The sequence below is a fragment of the Xanthomonas sp. DAR 34887 genome, from assembly GCF_041245805.1.
Classification (GTDB): domain Bacteria; phylum Pseudomonadota; class Gammaproteobacteria; order Xanthomonadales; family Xanthomonadaceae; genus Xanthomonas_A; species Xanthomonas_A tesorieronis.
The window spans coordinates 1,294,528-1,309,589 of record NZ_CP162490.1 but is presented as its reverse complement, the minus strand read 5'-3'; the positions used below and the strand labels follow the sequence as shown (position 1 = coordinate 1,309,589).

15 protein-coding genes and 1 tRNA gene are annotated in these 15,062 nt (G+C 66.7%); 13 read left to right on the top strand and 3 right to left on the bottom strand.

Annotated features, from left to right (window positions below; all coding sequences use genetic code 11):
• Positions 1-34: 34 nt before the first annotated feature.
• Genes AB3X08_RS05600 through hxsA form a run of 4 tightly spaced genes read left to right on the top strand, consistent with a single transcriptional unit; the run spans position 35 to position 3,606 of the window.
• A complete protein-coding gene (locus tag AB3X08_RS05600; protein ID WP_369936815.1) occupies positions 35-340 on the top strand; it encodes a hypothetical protein in 306 nt (101 codons plus the stop codon).
• A complete protein-coding gene (gene hxsB, locus AB3X08_RS05595; protein ID WP_369936814.1) occupies positions 337-1,842 on the top strand; it encodes a His-Xaa-Ser system radical SAM maturase HxsB in 1,506 nt (501 codons plus the stop codon). The genes AB3X08_RS05600 and hxsB overlap by 4 nt, the downstream gene beginning before the upstream one ends.
• Before the next feature lie 28 nt (positions 1,843-1,870).
• Entirely contained in the window at positions 1,871-3,019 is a 1,149-nt protein-coding gene (gene hxsC / locus AB3X08_RS05590) for a His-Xaa-Ser system radical SAM maturase HxsC (RefSeq protein ID WP_369936812.1), read from the top strand.
• Complete coding sequence (gene hxsA, locus AB3X08_RS05585) at positions 3,004-3,606, top strand: His-Xaa-Ser repeat protein HxsA (RefSeq protein ID WP_369936810.1); 603 nt, start codon at positions 3,004-3,006, stop codon at positions 3,604-3,606. The genes hxsC and hxsA overlap by 16 nt, the downstream gene beginning before the upstream one ends.
• 111 nt (positions 3,607-3,717) lie before the next feature.
• Here hxsA and AB3X08_RS05580 read toward each other — a convergent pair.
• Positions 3,718-3,791 (bottom strand) — tRNA-Gly (locus tag AB3X08_RS05580).
• Positions 3,792-4,078: 287 nt separating this feature from the next.
• The gene (locus AB3X08_RS05575; protein WP_369936809.1) at positions 4,079-5,899 is read right to left on the bottom strand and encodes an autotransporter outer membrane beta-barrel domain-containing protein; all 1,821 of its coding nucleotides are present in this window, start codon (positions 5,897-5,899) and stop codon (positions 4,079-4,081) included.
• A 154-nt stretch (positions 5,900-6,053) separates the two neighbouring features.
• Between AB3X08_RS05575 and thiS the strand changes: the two genes are divergently transcribed.
• The 4 genes from thiS to AB3X08_RS05555 all read left to right on the top strand — a co-directional run bounded on the left by thiS (position 6,054) and on the right by AB3X08_RS05555 (position 9,857).
• Positions 6,054-6,254: a sulfur carrier protein ThiS gene (gene thiS, locus AB3X08_RS05570; RefSeq protein WP_003477142.1), complete on the top strand. Its 201-nt coding sequence runs from the start codon at positions 6,054-6,056 to the stop codon at positions 6,252-6,254.
• Positions 6,255-6,309: 55 nt separating this feature from the next.
• Complete coding sequence (locus tag AB3X08_RS05565) at positions 6,310-7,104, top strand: thiazole synthase (protein WP_369936808.1); 795 nt, start codon at positions 6,310-6,312, stop codon at positions 7,102-7,104.
• Between the two features lie 9 nt (positions 7,105-7,113).
• Entirely contained in the window at positions 7,114-7,866 is a 753-nt protein-coding gene (gene trmB, locus AB3X08_RS05560; protein WP_369936807.1) for a tRNA (guanosine(46)-N7)-methyltransferase TrmB, read from the top strand.
• 122 nt (positions 7,867-7,988) lie between these two features.
• Positions 7,989-9,857 (top strand): SLC13 family permease, encoded by a 1,869-nt coding sequence (locus AB3X08_RS05555; protein WP_184414742.1) that lies wholly within the window; start codon positions 7,989-7,991, stop codon positions 9,855-9,857.
• 7 nt (positions 9,858-9,864) lie between these two features.
• On the opposite strand, the gene AB3X08_RS05550 is transcribed toward AB3X08_RS05555, so the two are convergent.
• A complete protein-coding gene (locus AB3X08_RS05550) occupies positions 9,865-10,209 on the bottom strand; it encodes a Rieske (2Fe-2S) protein (protein WP_369936806.1) in 345 nt (114 codons plus the stop codon).
• 198 nt (positions 10,210-10,407) lie between these two features.
• On the opposite strand from AB3X08_RS05550, the gene AB3X08_RS05545 reads away from it, so the two are divergent.
• The 5 genes from AB3X08_RS05545 (at position 10,408) to AB3X08_RS05525 (ending at position 14,654) form a co-directional block, all read left to right on the top strand.
• On the top strand, positions 10,408-10,680 hold the full coding sequence (locus AB3X08_RS05545) for a hypothetical protein (protein ID WP_369936804.1): 273 nt from the start codon (positions 10,408-10,410) through the stop codon (positions 10,678-10,680).
• A gap of 120 nt (positions 10,681-10,800) precedes the next feature.
• A complete protein-coding gene (locus AB3X08_RS05540; RefSeq protein ID WP_369936803.1) occupies positions 10,801-11,508 on the top strand; it encodes a fumarylacetoacetate hydrolase family protein in 708 nt (235 codons plus the stop codon).
• A 115-nt stretch (positions 11,509-11,623) separates the two neighbouring features.
• On the top strand, positions 11,624-12,043 hold the full coding sequence (mscL, locus tag AB3X08_RS05535; protein ID WP_184414746.1) for a large-conductance mechanosensitive channel protein MscL: 420 nt from the start codon (positions 11,624-11,626) through the stop codon (positions 12,041-12,043).
• A gap of 63 nt (positions 12,044-12,106) precedes the next feature.
• On the top strand, positions 12,107-13,519 hold the full coding sequence (locus AB3X08_RS05530) for a M28 family peptidase (RefSeq protein WP_369936802.1): 1,413 nt from the start codon (positions 12,107-12,109) through the stop codon (positions 13,517-13,519).
• 67 nt (positions 13,520-13,586) lie between these two features.
• Complete coding sequence (locus tag AB3X08_RS05525; RefSeq protein WP_369936800.1) at positions 13,587-14,654, top strand: LacI family DNA-binding transcriptional regulator; 1,068 nt, start codon at positions 13,587-13,589, stop codon at positions 14,652-14,654.
• Positions 14,655-15,062 lie beyond the last annotated feature (408 nt).

The window sequence follows — 15,062 nt, the reverse complement described above, 5'->3', positions numbered from 1 at the left end:
CATTGCGCAGGGGGCTGCGAGGGGACGCGGAACGATGCAGGGCTTCAAGATCATGCTCGAACGGCGATTGTTCAGCGACGAAGTCGTTGCGCGGGCGGCCCACCGCTATACGCATTTTTTCAGCGTCGAGTTGCTGAGCAGCAACATTGGAATCGGGGTCGTACTGACGCCGCATGACGGCGTGCAGATACCCGCCGACCTCAAATCACGCTTCCTCAACGATGCGCTCGACGAGAGACTTCGCGAATCGGTGCGCGTCGAGACTGCTGACATCCATCGGGATCTCATCCAGGCCGCGCTCCGAGAAGCATCGCCTCGCGGGGCGACCTCGACCACATGAAGTTCCGGCCTCCCCAAGCATTCATAGGTAAGGCCAACACCTATCATCTCCTGCCTCTTCGCTTCCGACGACTGCCGTGGGATCAGGACCGGGTTTTCGTCTCGTCGCTCGCAGGCGACTGGCTGATGATGCAGCGTACAGCTTTTGAGCGCTTCGTTGGACACGACCTTGCCGTCGACGACCCGTTGCTTGCCGACCTGCAAGCGCGCCACTTACTGGTCCTCGACCAGAGCAGAAGTTCGCTCGCGCCGCTGATGAGCCAATACCGCACGCGCAAGTCCTATCTGCTAGGTGGTCCCGCACTCCACATCTTCGTGGTGTCGCTTCGCTGTCACCATACCTGCAGCTACTGCCAAGTCTCTCGACAGCAATCTTCGGCAACCGCCTTCGACATGGATGCCAATACCTCGGCCTTGGCAGTGGAGCGTCTCTTTGAGTGGCCGACCCCTGAACTCACCGTCGAGTTTCAAGGGGGCGAGCCGCTGCTTCACTTCGACCAGGTCAGAGCGATTACGGAGCGGATACTGGTACGCAATAACACGGAGAAACGCTCTCTGCGGTTTGTTCTGGCTTCTACGCTCCACGACCTGACCGACAGCCAGCTCAGCTTCTTCAAGGAGCATAGGTTCAAGCTCTCCACCTCCCTGGATGGCCCCGAGTGGCTGCACAACGCCAACCGGCCGCGCCCTGAGCGCGACAGCTATCGCAGAACCCTCGAAGGCATCGACCGCGGCCGCATGGCCCTTGGGGACGATGCGGTATCGGCCCTCACAACCTTGACCAAGCGGAGCCTGGAGGTCCCTGCCGCCATCATCGACGAATACCGCAAGCTTGGTTTCCATTCGATTTCGTTGCGCCCGCTGAGTCCTTACGGCTTTGCCGCCAAGACGCACCACCGCAGCGGCTATACGACAGACGCTTTTCTGGACTTTTATGCCAAGGCCTTGGATCACCTCGTCGAGGTCAATCGAAGCGGCTTCCGAATGGAAGAGACTTACGCAAGCTTGCTGCTGTCGCAGTTGCTGGGACCATTCGCCCATGGCTATGTGGATCTGCGCTCACCCACCGGCGCCGGATTCGGCGCGGTCATCTATGACTACGACGGTCAGATCTATCCTTCGGACGAAGCACGCATGCTGGCGGCGATGGGTGACGCGCGCTTCTCGCTTGGGCGTGTCGATCAAACGGTCGAGCAATGGTTGAAGTCGCCTGCGATGAAGCAACTAATTTCCGCCGGTGTCGCCGAGGCGCTGCCTACATGCAGCGATTGTGCTTATGTCCCGCTCTGCGGCGCAGACCCCATAGACCACTTCGCCCGGCAAGGCGATATGGTCGGACATCGCCCTACGAGCGATTTCTGCCGACGCCAGATGGGTCTTTTCGACCTATTGCTGCAACGCTATGAGGTAGCCGATGCACGAGAACGCGACGTTCTCGAAGGTTGGGCCTTGAGATCGTCCGCTGCCGAACAAGTCGAGGGCGCGCTCAATGTTGCCGCTTGAGAGCAAGGCCGCGATCTCGGGCGACACTATGACCAACCTGCTCAAGATCGCAGGCTTGGCAGAAATTGCCGCCGGCACGCATCCTTTCGAGCGGATGGCCTTGGATCTGCGGGCAGTGCCCGCCAGCGCACTCTCCACGGATCTTGTGGATCTGCCGTGGGCCGCCTTCTTGAGCGGAGAACACCAGTCGCTGGTGCCAGGCCGCCCGTCGATCAGCGTGAGTGGAGACCCCGGTATTGTGCGCGCAGGCGACGTCATCGAGCTTGACCGCATCAAACAGAAGATCGCGATCCGGTATCGCCGTGGCGACAAGGGCAACGTGCTGTTTGCGACCGAACGCTGCAATAGCTTATGCCTGATGTGCTCGCAGCCGCCAAGGCAAATCCAAGATGACTGGCGAGTCGAACAATTGTGCGAGTTGGTTGAGCTGATTGATCGATCCGAACCATCGCTGGCGATCAGTGGTGGCGAACCGACGCTACTTGGCGATGGCCTTCGCCGCGTGGTCGCCAAATGCGCAGAATCCTTGCCCGATACGCAGCTTCATGTGCTGTCCAATGGCCGTTTGCTTAGCGAGCAGGCGCTTGCCAGCATGTTCAAGGGCCTCACGCCCAGACTCAGCTGGGGCATCCCGCTATATGGCGACCACTACGCTCTGCATGACTATGTGGTCCAAAGCGAAGGCGCGTTCGCACAGACCATCCGCGGGCTCTATGCGCTCGATGCTGCGCAGCAGCGGATCGAAATCCGAGTCGTCCTGGTACGCCCCGCGTTCGAGCGGCTACAAGAAATCACCCGCTTCATCCTACGCAACCTGCCGTTTGCCGAACATGTGGCCTTGATGGGCATCGAGCCGATCGGGTTCGCAAAAGCGCACTACGCATCACTGTGGGCGGACCCGGCAGATTACGCCGAGCAGCTAACCGCCTCGACCAGCGCCTTTCGTCGCGCAGGAATGGCGGTATCGCTTTACAACCTACCTCTTTGCGCCATCCCGCAGGCGCTTTGGCCTTATGCCAAGCAAAGCATCTCCAGTTGGAAGAACGACTACCTGGACGACTGCTCCGGCTGCGCGGCCAAGACCCAATGTGGCGGCTTTTTCTCTTGGGTGACGCCCCAATGGACGAGCCGCGCCATCGGCGCCATCAAAAAGGAGACCGCATGTCCAACGCACTGATCCTCGCAAGCTCGACGCTTGGCGCCTTCAGTACCGAGCCACCGCAGACGCCGGCCGGACTCCATGATTTAGCGGAGATGGATGGGAAGTATGCAGCGGTATTGCGCTCGCCCTTAAATGAGGGGCGCTACAACCTCTACGCGGGGCATCGCTCGCACAGTTCGCATAGCTCTCACAGCTCCCATTCCTCGGGTTCGGGAAGCTCCTATCGATCTTACTCGCCCTCACCTACTTACACAGCGCCGTCAACTTACGGCACGCCTACAACACAATCCCTTCAATCAACCGGAACACCAACCGCACCAGCGGGCAATGCAGCCGAGCCCTACCATCCATCCTCGACCTCTGCGCGACCGTTGTCGTCCACGCAAACGCAAGTACCACGTCGGAACGAAAACGAACTCAAGCTGCTCATCATGCGAGTACAAGCTGCGCTTTTTGCGCGCAGCTATGATCCTGGCGCTATCGATGGCGTGATGAATCCACAAACTCAGACAGCCATACGCGCCTTCCAGCGCGATCATGGCTTATCCGCCACCGGCACCATGACGACTGAAACGCTGACGGCGCTGAGCGTCAGGATCTGAACGCAAGAATGCCGATCGCCCATGACTCTTAGCCATGAAAAATTGCTAGGCGCACACAAAACTGGGACCGAACAAGAATTGCCAAGCCACTTGCGGGCTTTGCCGATCATCTGGAGCGGGCGAAGGGAATCGAACCCTCGTCAGTAGCTTGGGAAGCTACAGCTCTACCATTGAGCTACGCCCGCGTCGCCGGCGCAGTTTATGCGGTGGGCCGGCGGTTGCGCAAGAAATCGGTGTGAACCAGCGGCGGTGATGGCGCTGCGGCGATGGTGCGCCGGCGCCCACCCGATCGCGATATCGGTACTTCAGATGGGATTTTTTGTGGGAGGGGCTTCAGCCCCGACGCCTTATCGGTAAGGCGTCGGGGCTGAAGCCCCTCCCTACAGTGCGGCGTTTTCGCTGCCGCTGCCCTGTGCTGTCCATGTCGTGCCCGGCGCATGGCCGGGCACGAGGGGCAACCGCAAGACCGGGTTTAGAAGCTGCCGCCGAAGTTCACGAACAGCGAGGTGTCGTGCGCGCGGCTCTGGCCGGTGGTGGCGGCGATGCCGACATTGCTCTCCAGGCCCCACACCTTGGTCCGCGCGCCCAGCACCACCGACGCGTAGTTGCGGTCGATGGTCAGGCCCGGCACCGCGTAGGCACCCAGGTCGGGCATGGTCTGCAGCCATGCGGTGGCCTGCTCGCCCTTCTTGAACTCGTGGTCGTAGGTCGCCTGCAGGTACGGCTTCACCGCGCCCAGATCCAGGCCGGCCTTCCAGCCGACGCGGCCGACCAGCGACTCGACGTCCTGGTCGTAGTAGCCCAGCGCGCTGGAGTTCGGGTTGCTCTCGGTGTAGCCGTCGAGCTTGACCTTCTGCCAGATCGCCGCGGCCACCGGGCCGTGCTTGAACGTGCCTTCGCCGAACTCGTAGCCGCCCTGCAGCGCCGCGGTCAGGTTGCTGCCGTCCGGCGAGCCGTTGTGCTCGATGGTGGCCGCGCCGAGGTTGACCTTGCGCTTGACGTCGTAGCTCAGCCAGCTGTAGCTGACCTGCGCGTTGACCCAGGCGTGCTCGCCGTACCAGCCGGCGAAGCCGCCCAGGGTGCTGTCGTCCTGGGTGTAGTCGCCGCCGCGGTTGCCGAAGTCGGCATCCACGCGGCCGAAGCCGCCGAAACCGCCGAACACCCACTCGCCGCGCGACCAGTCCACACCGAACAGGCCGGCCGGGGCCAGACCGTCGTACAGGTCGCCATGCGAATAGCGCTGCATGTCGCCGCGCAGGTTGCCCCACCAGCGCATGCCGTCCGCTTCCGGGCGGCCATCGACGTGCCAGGCGACCTGGTCGGCGCGCGAGCGGCCGGTGACCTCGGCCGAGTGGCTCAGCACCTGCTGCAGGCGCGGGCCTTCCAGGATCGACAGCGTGTACTGCGCCAGGATTTCGTGGGTGCGGCCGGTCGGGTGGATGCCGTCGGCGAACACGTAGCTGTCGGCCGCGTCGGCGCTGACGTAGCTGGTCGGGTTGCAGGTCAGCGACTGCGAGGTGATCTGCGGCTGGCAGGCGGTGCCGGTGTAGTTGCTGAAACCGTAGCTGGACGGGCTGGCGATCACTTCCTGCAGCAGGTGGAAGGTATCCACCGGGATCACCTGCAGCCCGGCGCTCTTCAGCCCGGCGAACAGCGCGCTGTTGTAGCTGCTGGCCAGCGCGGTGCCCTGCGCCATCGCCGTGGCGCCGCCGGCGCGGAAGCGCGGGGTGAGGCCGACGTCGGGAATGGTGGTGACCATGACGTAGCGCGCGCCGGCGTTCTGCAGGCTGGCGACGATGCCCACCTCGGCCGTCACCGCGTTGCCGATGGTGGTCTGCGCCGGCGCGCCGCCGGCGACCGCGAGCAGGTCGTTGGCGCCGCCCCACACGCTGTACAGCGCGTTCGGGTCGGCCTTGCCGCCGTTGGCAGACAGGTAGTTGCTGGCCTGCGTCGCCAGCGACGGCGCCACGCCCAGCGCGCTGGGGTTGGCCACGCCGACGCGGGCGTTGCCGGCGGCGTAGTTGTCGCCGATCTGGCCGTTGCCGTTGGCGTGGCCGTCGGTGTGGTAGTAGTCGGCGAGGTACTGCGCCCAGACCCAGTCCGGATTGGTCGTGAACTGGCCGGTCACCGCCTGCACCGAGGCCGGCAGCAGCGGCCGGTAGTAGCCGGCGTCGGTCAGGCTGTCGCCGAAGAACACGGTGCGGCTATAGGTCTGTTGCGCGAACGCGGGCGCGGCGGCGAGCACGATCGCGGCGGCCAGCAGCGAGCGGAGTGGACGGATGGACGAAGTCATGGATGCCCTCCCGGGCGATAATGAAGGTGACTCGGGGCACGGCCAGAACATACGCAGCCGCATGGCAGGCATGATTTCACCTCTGCCCCTCACGCTCACGTTGCACTGCCGCAATAAATCGCGCGCCTGACGGCACGCACTGCACAATGATGACATGAACATCGAATTGAACGGCCAGGTCCGCCCGCTGCAGCCCCATACCACCGTCGCCGCCCTGCTGCTCGAGGAAGGGCTGGCGCAACGCCGCGTCGCGGTCGAGGTCAACGGCGCGATCGTGCCGCGCGGCGCGCATGCCGAACACGCATTGCGCGACGGCGACCGGGTCGAGATCGTGCACGCGCTGGGCGGCGGCTGAATTCCGCACGGCGCCCGGCTCGGCAGCGCCGGGTGCGATGGGCGATAATCCGGCGATGAACGCTCATGCCCCCCACGACGCGCTGGTGATCGCCGGCAAGCCCTACCGTTCCCGCCTGCTCACCGGCACCGGCAAGTTCGCCGATCTGGAACAGACCCGGCAGGCCACCGAGGCCGCCGGCGCCGAGATCGTCACCGTAGCGATCCGCCGCTCCAACATCGGCCAGACCCCGGGCGAGCCCAACCTGCTCGACGTGCTGCCGCCGGAGCGCTACACCATCCTGCCCAACACCGCCGGCTGCTACACCGCCGACGAGGCGGTGCGCACCTGCCGCCTGGCGCGCGAGCTGCTCGACGGGCACAACCTGACCAAGCTGGAGGTGCTGGGCGACCAGCGCACGCTGTTTCCGGACGTGGTGCAGACCCTGAAGGCCGCCGAGATCCTGGTCGCCGACGGCTTCGAGGTGATGGTCTATACCAGCGACGACCCGATCCTGGCCAAGCGCCTGGAACAGATCGGCTGCGTGGCAGTGATGCCGCTGGCCGCGCCGATCGGCTCCGGGCTGGGCATCCAGAACCGCTACAACCTGCTGGAAATCATCGACAACGCCAAGGTGCCGATCATCGTCGACGCCGGCGTCGGCACCGCCTCGGACGCGGCGATCGCGATGGAACTGGGCTGCGACGGCGTGCTGATGAACACCGCCATCGCCGGCGCGCGCAACCCGGTGCTGATGGCCAGCGCGATGCGCAAGGCGGTCGAAGCCGGGCGCGAGGCGTTCCTGGCCGGGCGCATCCCGCGCAAACGCTACGCCAGCGCGTCGTCGCCGGTCGACGGCCTGATCGGCTGAGCCGCGCGCATGACCGATCCGTTTTCCAGCGCCGGCGCCAAGACCCCGCCCAAGCCCTTCACGATTGAGGAAGGCCGCCGCCAGGTGCGCAGTTTCGTGCTGCGCCAGGGCCGCTTCACGCCCGCCCAGCAGCGCGCGTTCGACGAACTGTGGCCGCGCTTCGGCCTGGACTACAGCGGCCAACCGCGCGATCTGGACGCCACCTTCGGCCGTGCCGCGCCCAAGGTGCTGGAGATCGGCTTCGGCAACGGCGAGGCGCTGCGCTTCGCCGCACGCCACGACCCGGCCCGCGACTACATCGGCATCGAAGTGCACGCGCCCGGCGTGGGCCGCGCGTTGAACGCGCTGGCCGCCGACGGCAGCGAACACGTGCGCCTGTACCACCACGACGCGGTGGAAGTGCTGCAGCACGAGATCGCCGACGGCGCGCTCGACGAAGTGCGCATCTATTTCCCCGACCCGTGGCACAAGAAGCGCCACAACAAGCGCCGCCTGCTGCAGCCGGCCTTCGCCGCGCTGCTGGTGCGCAAGCTGCGCGACGGCGGCCGCCTGCACGCGGCCACCGACTGGGCCGACTATGCCGAGCAGATGTGGGACGTGCTCGATGCCACCGCCGGCCTGGTCAACCGCGCCGGCCCGCGCGGCCACGTGCCGCGCCCGGACTGGCGCCCGCAGACCCATTTCGAGACCCGCGGCCAGAATCTGGGCCATGGCGTTTGGGATTTGCTGTATGAGAAGCCGGGATTGGGGATTCGGGATTAGGGATGAAGAGCGAATCCGCCAGCATCCGGAAGGAATGCATCCGCGGCACGCTATTGCAGCGTCCAGCCCCGATTTGCGCCATTAGCTAATCCCGAATCCCCACTCCCCAATCCCGGCCCCCAATGGACACCGCGCTGACGCTGACCACCGATATGAAGCTCGTGCTCGGGCTGGTCGGCTTCACGATGGCGATGTTCGTGTTCGAGCGCATCCGCGCCGACGTGGTCGCGCTGGTGGTGCTGGTGGTGCTCGGGGTGACCGGGCTGATCGCGCCGGAAGAGCTGTTCAGCGGCTTCTCCGGCAACGCGGTGATGAGCATCATCGCCACCACCATCCTCGGCGCCGGGCTCGAGCGCACCGGCGCGCTGAACCGGCTGGCGTCGTGGCTGCTGCGCCGCGCGCACGGCGTGGAAGAGCGGCTGATGCTGCTGACCACCGGCATCGCCGGGCTCAATTCCTCGTTCATGCAGAATCCGTCGGTGATGGCGCTGTACCTGCCGGTGGCGTCGCGCCTGGCCGGGCGCACCGGGCTGACCCTGCAGCGCCTGCTGCTGCCGATCGCCGCGGCGATCGTGATGGGCGGCGCGCTGACCATGGTCGGCAACTCGCCACTGATCCTGCTCAACGACCTGCTGCAGTCGGCCAACAACAACCTGCCCTCGGGCATGGCCACGATCGAGCCGCTGCGCATGTTCGCGCCGCTGCCGATCGGCGTGGCGCTGCTGGCGGCCTCGCTGATCTACTTCCGCGTGCGCGGCGACAAGGCGCTGGCCGAAGAGGAACGGCTGATCAACGACGGCGTCACTCCGGCGCGCACCGAGAGCTACTTCGCGCGTACCTACGGCATCGAAGGCGACGTGTTCGAGCTGATCGTCAGCGCCGACAGCCCGCTGGTCGGCATGACCCTGGGCGAGGCCGAGACGGTGCACGACGCGCCGCTGCTGCTGGCACTGAAGACCGGCAACGACACCCGCCTGGCGCCGCCGGCGGACATGCGCATCTGGGTCGGCAGCGTGCTCGGGGTGATGGGCGCCAGGCAGCAGGTGGCCGATTTCGCGCAGAACCAGTTCCTGCGCCTGTCCTCGCGGCTGCGCAACCTCGGCGACCTGTTCAATCCCAGCCGCGCCGGCATCTCCGAGGCGGTGATCCCGCCGACCTCGCGCTTCATCGGCAAGAGCGCGGCCGAGCTGCGCCTGCGCAAGCAGGCCGGGATCAGCCTGCTGGCGATCAACCGCGACAAGCAGGTGATCCGCGAGGACGTGCGCAAGGTGCCGCTGCGCGCCGGCGACATGCTGGTGTTCCACAGCATCTGGCAGGACCTGGCGCAGGCCTCGGAGAGCCGTGACTTCGTCGTCGTCACCGACTATCCGAAGGGTGAGCACCGTCCGCACAAGTTCAAGATCGCGATGACCATCTTCGCGCTGACCATCCTGATCGCGCTGACCAGCAAGCTGCCGGTGGCGCTGACCCTGATGACCGGCGTGGCCGGCATGCTGCTGACCGGCGTGCTGCGCATGGACGAGGCCTATGCCTCGATCAACTGGAAGACCATCTTCATGATGGCCGGGCTGATCCCGCTGGGCTGGGCGATGGACAGCAGCGGCGCGGCGGCCTGGGTCGCCGGCCATACCATCGCGCGGCTGCCCGAGGGCGTGCCGGTGTGGGCGCTGGAGATCGCGCTGGCGCTGCTGACCACCTCGTTTTCGCTGGTCATCAGCCACGTCGGCGCGACCATCGTGATGGTGCCGATCGCGGTCAACCTGGCGCTGGCGGCCGGCGGCAATCCCACCGCGTTCGCGCTGATCGTGGCGCTGTCGGCCTCCAACAATCTGATGACCGCGTCCAACCCGGTGATCTCGATGATCACCGGCCCGGCCAACTACCAGCCGCGCGAACTGTGGCGCGTCGGCGCGCCGCTGTCGCTGATCTATACCGCGGTGGTGGTGCTGATGGTCAACCTGATGTCGATGGCCTGGTGGGGCGCGTTCTAGGCGTCGCTTACGCCAGGAAGACCTGGCCGTCGCGCACCGCCACCGGCACCGCGAGCAGATTCTCGCCGCGGCACGGCCCGGACACGCAACTGCCGTGCTGCAATTCGAACGCGGCGCCATGCGCCGCGCAGACCACGTGGCCTTCGCGGCTCTTCAGGAACTGCCCCGGCGCCCAATCGAGCCGGCGCCCGGCATGCGGACATACGTTCAACCACGCGCGCACGCCGTCGCCGTCGCGGTAGAGCAGCAGCGATTCGACCTCGCCGCCGATGCTGGCCTCGGCTTCGACCAGACTGCCGGGCTCGATCCGGTCCAGGTGCGCCAGCGCGGCGGCGGAAGATGACTCGGTCATGGAAGACGGCGGCAAACGCGGAAAGGGCCGCCATTCTTGCATGTCCGCGGCTTACGCCCGCGCCGCGATTCACCTGGCGACGACATGCAAGACCTTGAACCGGCAAGTGTTAATTTTTCGCTTAACGAACTTTTCACTCCGTCACAGAAGACTCCGTCGATACTGCGCCATCGGTTCCAACTGACACAGACTTCTGCCATGCGTGTACGCGCTTTCAATTTCGATCAGTTCCGGCACGTGTTCGCGCCGCGCAAGCCGCGCCATCCGCTGGTGAAACTGGCCGTCGGCCTATTGGGCCTGGCGATCCTCGCCGGCCTGGTGTTTGTCAGCGTGTTCGTCGGTGCGGCGATGATCCTCGGCGGCATCGCGATGAAGCTGCTGAGCCAGCGCGGCAAGCGCGCGCCCGCGGCGCGCCAGCAGGTGGTCGATGGCGAGTACCGCGTGCTGCGCAAGCCCGCCTTGCCGCTTTAAAAGCCGGAATTCGGGAATGGGGATTGGGGAATCGTGAAAGCGATGTCCCGTCGGCTGTTGGAATCCGGGCGAACCTGACGCGCTAGACTGCTGCATCCCGATACTCTGGATGCGTGCCCGATGAAAGACCTGTTTGCTGCTGCCGAAGCGCCGCGTGTGCCCGTGCGTGGGCTGGGACTGTTTCCGGTGCACCGCATCTATTGCGTGGGCCGCAATTTCGCCGACCATGCGCGCGAGATGGGCGCCAGCGCTCCGGCCTCGAAGGCCGATCGCGGCCAACCGACGTTCTTCATGAAGCCGGCCGATGCGCTGGTGATCGGCGGCGATTCCATTCCCTACCCGAGTGCGACCCAGGACCTGCACCACGAAGTGGAGCTGGTGGTGGCGCTCGGCCAGGATGCGCCGGGCGGCGTGCTCGGCGTCGAGGCGGCGGCGGCGCTGGTGCTCGCCTACGGCGTCGGCCTGGACCTGACCCGACGCGATCTGCAGGCCGCAGCCAAGGCCAAGGGCCTGCCGTGGGACATCGCCAAGGGCTTCGACCATTCCGCGCCGATCAGCGAGCTGATCCCGGCCGGCGAAGTCGGCGCGCTGGAGGCGTTGAACCTGTCGCTGGAGGTCAATGGCCAGGTGCGTCAGCAATCGCTGCTCGACCAGATGATCTGGAACGTGCCGGAGATCCTGCACGAACTGTCCAAGCTGTTCGCGCTGCGCGCCGGCGACCTGGTGTTCATGGGCACGCCGGCCGGCGTGGCCGCGCTGCAGCCGGGCGATCGCTTCAGCGCGCGGCTGGAGAACGTGGCCGAACGCCATGGCACGATCGTCGGCTGAGCGATGCCGCATCGCCGCCGTCGCTTGTCGCTGCGCGGCTTGATCCGGGAACGACAACGACTGCGCTAGGCTTGCGCAGCGGCGACAGGCCCGCGCAACGATTGAGGAATCCCCGATGGGCATGATCCGCGAGTTCAAGGAATTCGCCATGCGCGGCAACGTGCTGGACCTGGCGGTCGGCGTGGTGCTCGGCGCCGCGTTCGGCAAGATCGTCACCGCGCTGGTGGAGAAGATCATCATGCCGCCGATCGGTCTGCTGGTCGGTGGCGTGGATTTCTCGCGCTGGGCATGGACGCTGAAGGCGGCGACGGTGGATGCGGCCGGCAAGGAAGTGCCGCCGGTGGTGATCGGCGTCGGCGATTTCCTCAACACCATCATCCAGTTCGTGATCGTGGCCTTCGCCATCTTCATGGTGGTCAAGGCGATCAATCGCATCGCGCGCAAGGAACCGCCCGCGCCCAAGGCGCCGAGCGAGGAAGTGCTGCTGCTGCGCGAGATCCGCGATGCATTGAAGAACGACGCCACGCCGCAGTAAGCGCCGTGCGCAGGCGCGCCACGCGCTGCTAAGCTCGTGGCTTCCATTGTCGCGGAGTCCTCCATGCGCCGTCTTGCCGTCGTCATCGCCGCCATGCTCGCTGCCTCGTCCGCCACCGCGGCCGAGACCACCCGCATCCCGGACGCGGCGCTGTCCACCGCCGCCACGCTGCGCGAGCAGGCGCTGGCCGACGACACCGGCTGGAAAGTGGTCGAATCGTTGACCACCGAAGTGGGTCCGCGCATGGCCGGCAGCGAGGCCGATGCGCGCGCAGTGGCGTGGGCCAAGGCCAAGTTCAAGGCGCTGGGCTTCGACAAGGTGTGGACCGAGCCGGTGACGTTCCCGAAATGGGAACGGCGCAGCGAACACGCGCAAGTGCTCGGCCCCAATGCGCAGCCGCTGAGCGTCACCGCGCTGGGCGGCAGTCCGGCCGGTACGGTCGAGGCCGAGGTGGTGCGCTTCGCCGACCTCGCCGCGCTGCAGGCCGCCCCCGCCGGTTCGCTGCGCGGCAAGATCGCGTTCGTCGATTACCAGATGGTCAAGGCGCGCGACGGCAAGGACTACGGCAACGGCGGCGCGGTGCGCAGCAAGGGGCCGTCGGAGGCGATCCGCAAGGGCGCGATCGGCTTCGTGATGCGCTCGGCCGGCACCGATTCGCACCGCGTGCCGCACACCGGCATCACCCGTTTCGAGGAAGGCCTGACCCCGGTGCCGGCAGCGGCGCTGGCGGTGCCCGACGCCAACCAGCTGGCGCGCCTGGTCGCACGCGGCCCGGTACGGCTGCGCCTGGCGCTGGACTGCGGCTGGGACGGTCAGGCCACCTCGTACAACGTGATCGGCGAGATCACCGGCCGCAGCAAGCCCAAGGAAGTGGTGGTGATCGGTGGCCATCTGGATTCGTGGGACCTGGGCACCGGCGCGATCGACGACGGCGCCGGAGTCGGCATCAGCATGGCCGCCGGGCACCTGATCGGCCAGCTCAAGCGCGCGCCCAAGCGCAGCATCCGCGTGGTCGCCTTCGCCAACGAAGAACAGGGACTGTACGGCGGCAAGGCCTATGCGCAGGCGCATGCCAAGGACGTGGCGCTGCACCAGATCGCCGCCGAGAGCGACTTCGGCGCCGGCCGCATCTATGCGTTCAACACCGGCTCGGGCGACGCGGCGGGCTCGCGCGAGGCGACCCGGCAGATCGCCGAGGCGCTGGCGCCGCTCGGCATCGACTACGCGCCGGACAGCGGCGGCCCCGGCCCCGACGTGGGTCCGCTCGCGGCCAAGGGCGGCGCCTGGGCGTGGCTGGCGCAGGACGGCAGCGACTACTTCGACCTGCACCACACCGCCGACGACACCCTGGACAAGATCGACCCCAAGGCGCTGGCGCAGAACGTCGCCGCCTACGCGGTGTTCGCCTATCTGGCCGCGGAGGCCGACGGCGGCTTCGGCAGCCAGGCCAAGACAGTGCAGCCGCCCACAGAGTAAGCTGGCACGCCTGCCGCGGGGATGCGCGCAGGCTTTCCCCCTTTTCGCAGCATCGTCAGGACCCACGATGGGCAAACGGCAAGGTCGTGCAGGCTCGGCGGTGACGCTGCTGGATGTGGCGCGGCACGCGGGCGTTTCGCCGATGACCGCTTCGCGCGTGATCAACCGCCACCCGCGCGTGGGTGCGGCGATGCGCGAGCGCGTCGAGGCCTCGATCAAGACCCTAGGCTACCGGCCCAACCTGGCCGGGCGCTCGTTGCGCACCGCCAGCCTGGCGCGGATCGGCGTGCTCTACAGCAATCCCAGCGCGGCCTATCTCAACCAGTTCATGCTCGGCATCCTCGAGCAGAGCAGCCTGGACGGCAGCCAGGTGCTGGTGGAAAAGAGCGACGACATGGGCAGCCAGCGCGCCGCCACCGAGCGCCTGCTCGACGCCGGCGTGGACGGGGTGATCCTGCCGCCGCCGCTGTGCGATTCGCGGCAGACCATCGAGGAACTGGACGCGCGCGGCATCCCGGTGGTGGCCGTGGCCACCGGCGCGCCGATGCAGGGCGTCAGTTCGGTGCGCATCGACGACTACCAGGCGGCCTGCGCGATCACCCGGCACCTGATCGAACTCGGCCATCGCGATATCGGCTTCATCAGCGGCGATCCCAAGCACACCCCGAGCGCGCTGCGCAGCCGCGCGTTCTTCGACACCATGGCCGCGGCCGGGCTGCCGGTCGCTCAGACGCGCGTGGCCGACGGCCTGTTCACCTATCGCTCCGGGCTGGTCGCCGCGACCGCGCTGCTGCACGCCGCGCCGCGCCCGACCGCCCTGTTGTGCAGCAACGACGACATGGCCGCCGCCGCGGTCGCCATCGCCTACAGCCTGCGCCTGCGCGTGCCCGAGGACCTGTCGATCGCCGGCTTCGACGATACCCCGGTGGCGACCACGATCTGGCCCGAGCTGACCACCATCCACCAGCCGGTCACCGCGATGGGCCGCGCCGCGGTTGCGCTGCTGCTCGGCGAGATCCGCCAACGCCGCGACGGCCTGCCCAGCCGCGGCGTCCACCAGGTGATGAAGTACACGCTGGTGACCCGCGGCTCGACCGCGCCGCCAGCGGACCCGGTGCCGCCGCAGGCGGGCTAGCCCGGCTCTTCATCGTTCGTAGTGTGTGCGGGTGGTGACACCTGCGGGCGCGAGCTGTAGATGCTTGGGCTATCGGTCGCGAGCGCCTTATCGATAGGGCGCGTCGCGACTGAATGACGCCTCCGATAACTTCAGTCCGAAAGCTCCACGTTACGCTTGGCGACGGCTTGGGGTTTTCTGTCGCGGCTGAAGCCGCTCCTACAAGAGCATGCGCATGTTGTAGGAGCGGCTTCAGCCGCGACAGGAGGACGAAGTGGCCGTACTGCCAAGGTATTCACGCAACGCCACCTAGTCCCATCACCAATGCGTCTCTGCCAGGCGGCATCTCGAACGCCTCGATGTGGGGACCGGCAGGCTGGGCGCATCGGCGGCTCGCATTGCATCGACGTGCTTCTGGGTTATTAGAGG

Excerpts from the sequence above, each read along its gene's own strand:
- AB3X08_RS05600 (WP_369936815.1), top strand. The coding sequence starts at position 35 with ATGCAGGGCTTCAAGATCATGCTCGAACGGCGATTGTTCAGCGACGAA.
- hxsB (WP_369936814.1), top strand. The coding sequence starts at position 337 with ATGAAGTTCCGGCCTCCCCAAGCATTCATAGGTAAGGCCAACACCTAT.
- hxsC (WP_369936812.1), top strand. The coding sequence starts at position 1,871 with ATGACCAACCTGCTCAAGATCGCAGGCTTGGCAGAAATTGCCGCCGGC.
- hxsA (WP_369936810.1), top strand. The coding sequence starts at position 3,004 with ATGTCCAACGCACTGATCCTCGCAAGCTCGACGCTTGGCGCCTTCAGT.
- AB3X08_RS05575 (WP_369936809.1), bottom strand. The coding sequence starts at position 5,899 with ATGACTTCGTCCATCCGTCCACTCCGCTCGCTGCTGGCCGCCGCGATC.
- thiS (WP_003477142.1), top strand. The coding sequence starts at position 6,054 with ATGAACATCGAATTGAACGGCCAGGTCCGCCCGCTGCAGCCCCATACC.
- AB3X08_RS05565 (WP_369936808.1), top strand. The coding sequence starts at position 6,310 with ATGAACGCTCATGCCCCCCACGACGCGCTGGTGATCGCCGGCAAGCCC.
- trmB (WP_369936807.1), top strand. The coding sequence starts at position 7,114 with ATGACCGATCCGTTTTCCAGCGCCGGCGCCAAGACCCCGCCCAAGCCC.
- AB3X08_RS05555 (WP_184414742.1), top strand. The coding sequence starts at position 7,989 with ATGGACACCGCGCTGACGCTGACCACCGATATGAAGCTCGTGCTCGGG.
- AB3X08_RS05550 (WP_369936806.1), bottom strand. The coding sequence starts at position 10,209 with ATGACCGAGTCATCTTCCGCCGCCGCGCTGGCGCACCTGGACCGGATC.
- AB3X08_RS05545 (WP_369936804.1), top strand. The coding sequence starts at position 10,408 with ATGCGTGTACGCGCTTTCAATTTCGATCAGTTCCGGCACGTGTTCGCG.
- AB3X08_RS05540 (WP_369936803.1), top strand. The coding sequence starts at position 10,801 with ATGAAAGACCTGTTTGCTGCTGCCGAAGCGCCGCGTGTGCCCGTGCGT.
- mscL (WP_184414746.1), top strand. The coding sequence starts at position 11,624 with ATGGGCATGATCCGCGAGTTCAAGGAATTCGCCATGCGCGGCAACGTG.
- AB3X08_RS05530 (WP_369936802.1), top strand. The coding sequence starts at position 12,107 with ATGCGCCGTCTTGCCGTCGTCATCGCCGCCATGCTCGCTGCCTCGTCC.
- AB3X08_RS05525 (WP_369936800.1), top strand. The coding sequence starts at position 13,587 with ATGGGCAAACGGCAAGGTCGTGCAGGCTCGGCGGTGACGCTGCTGGAT.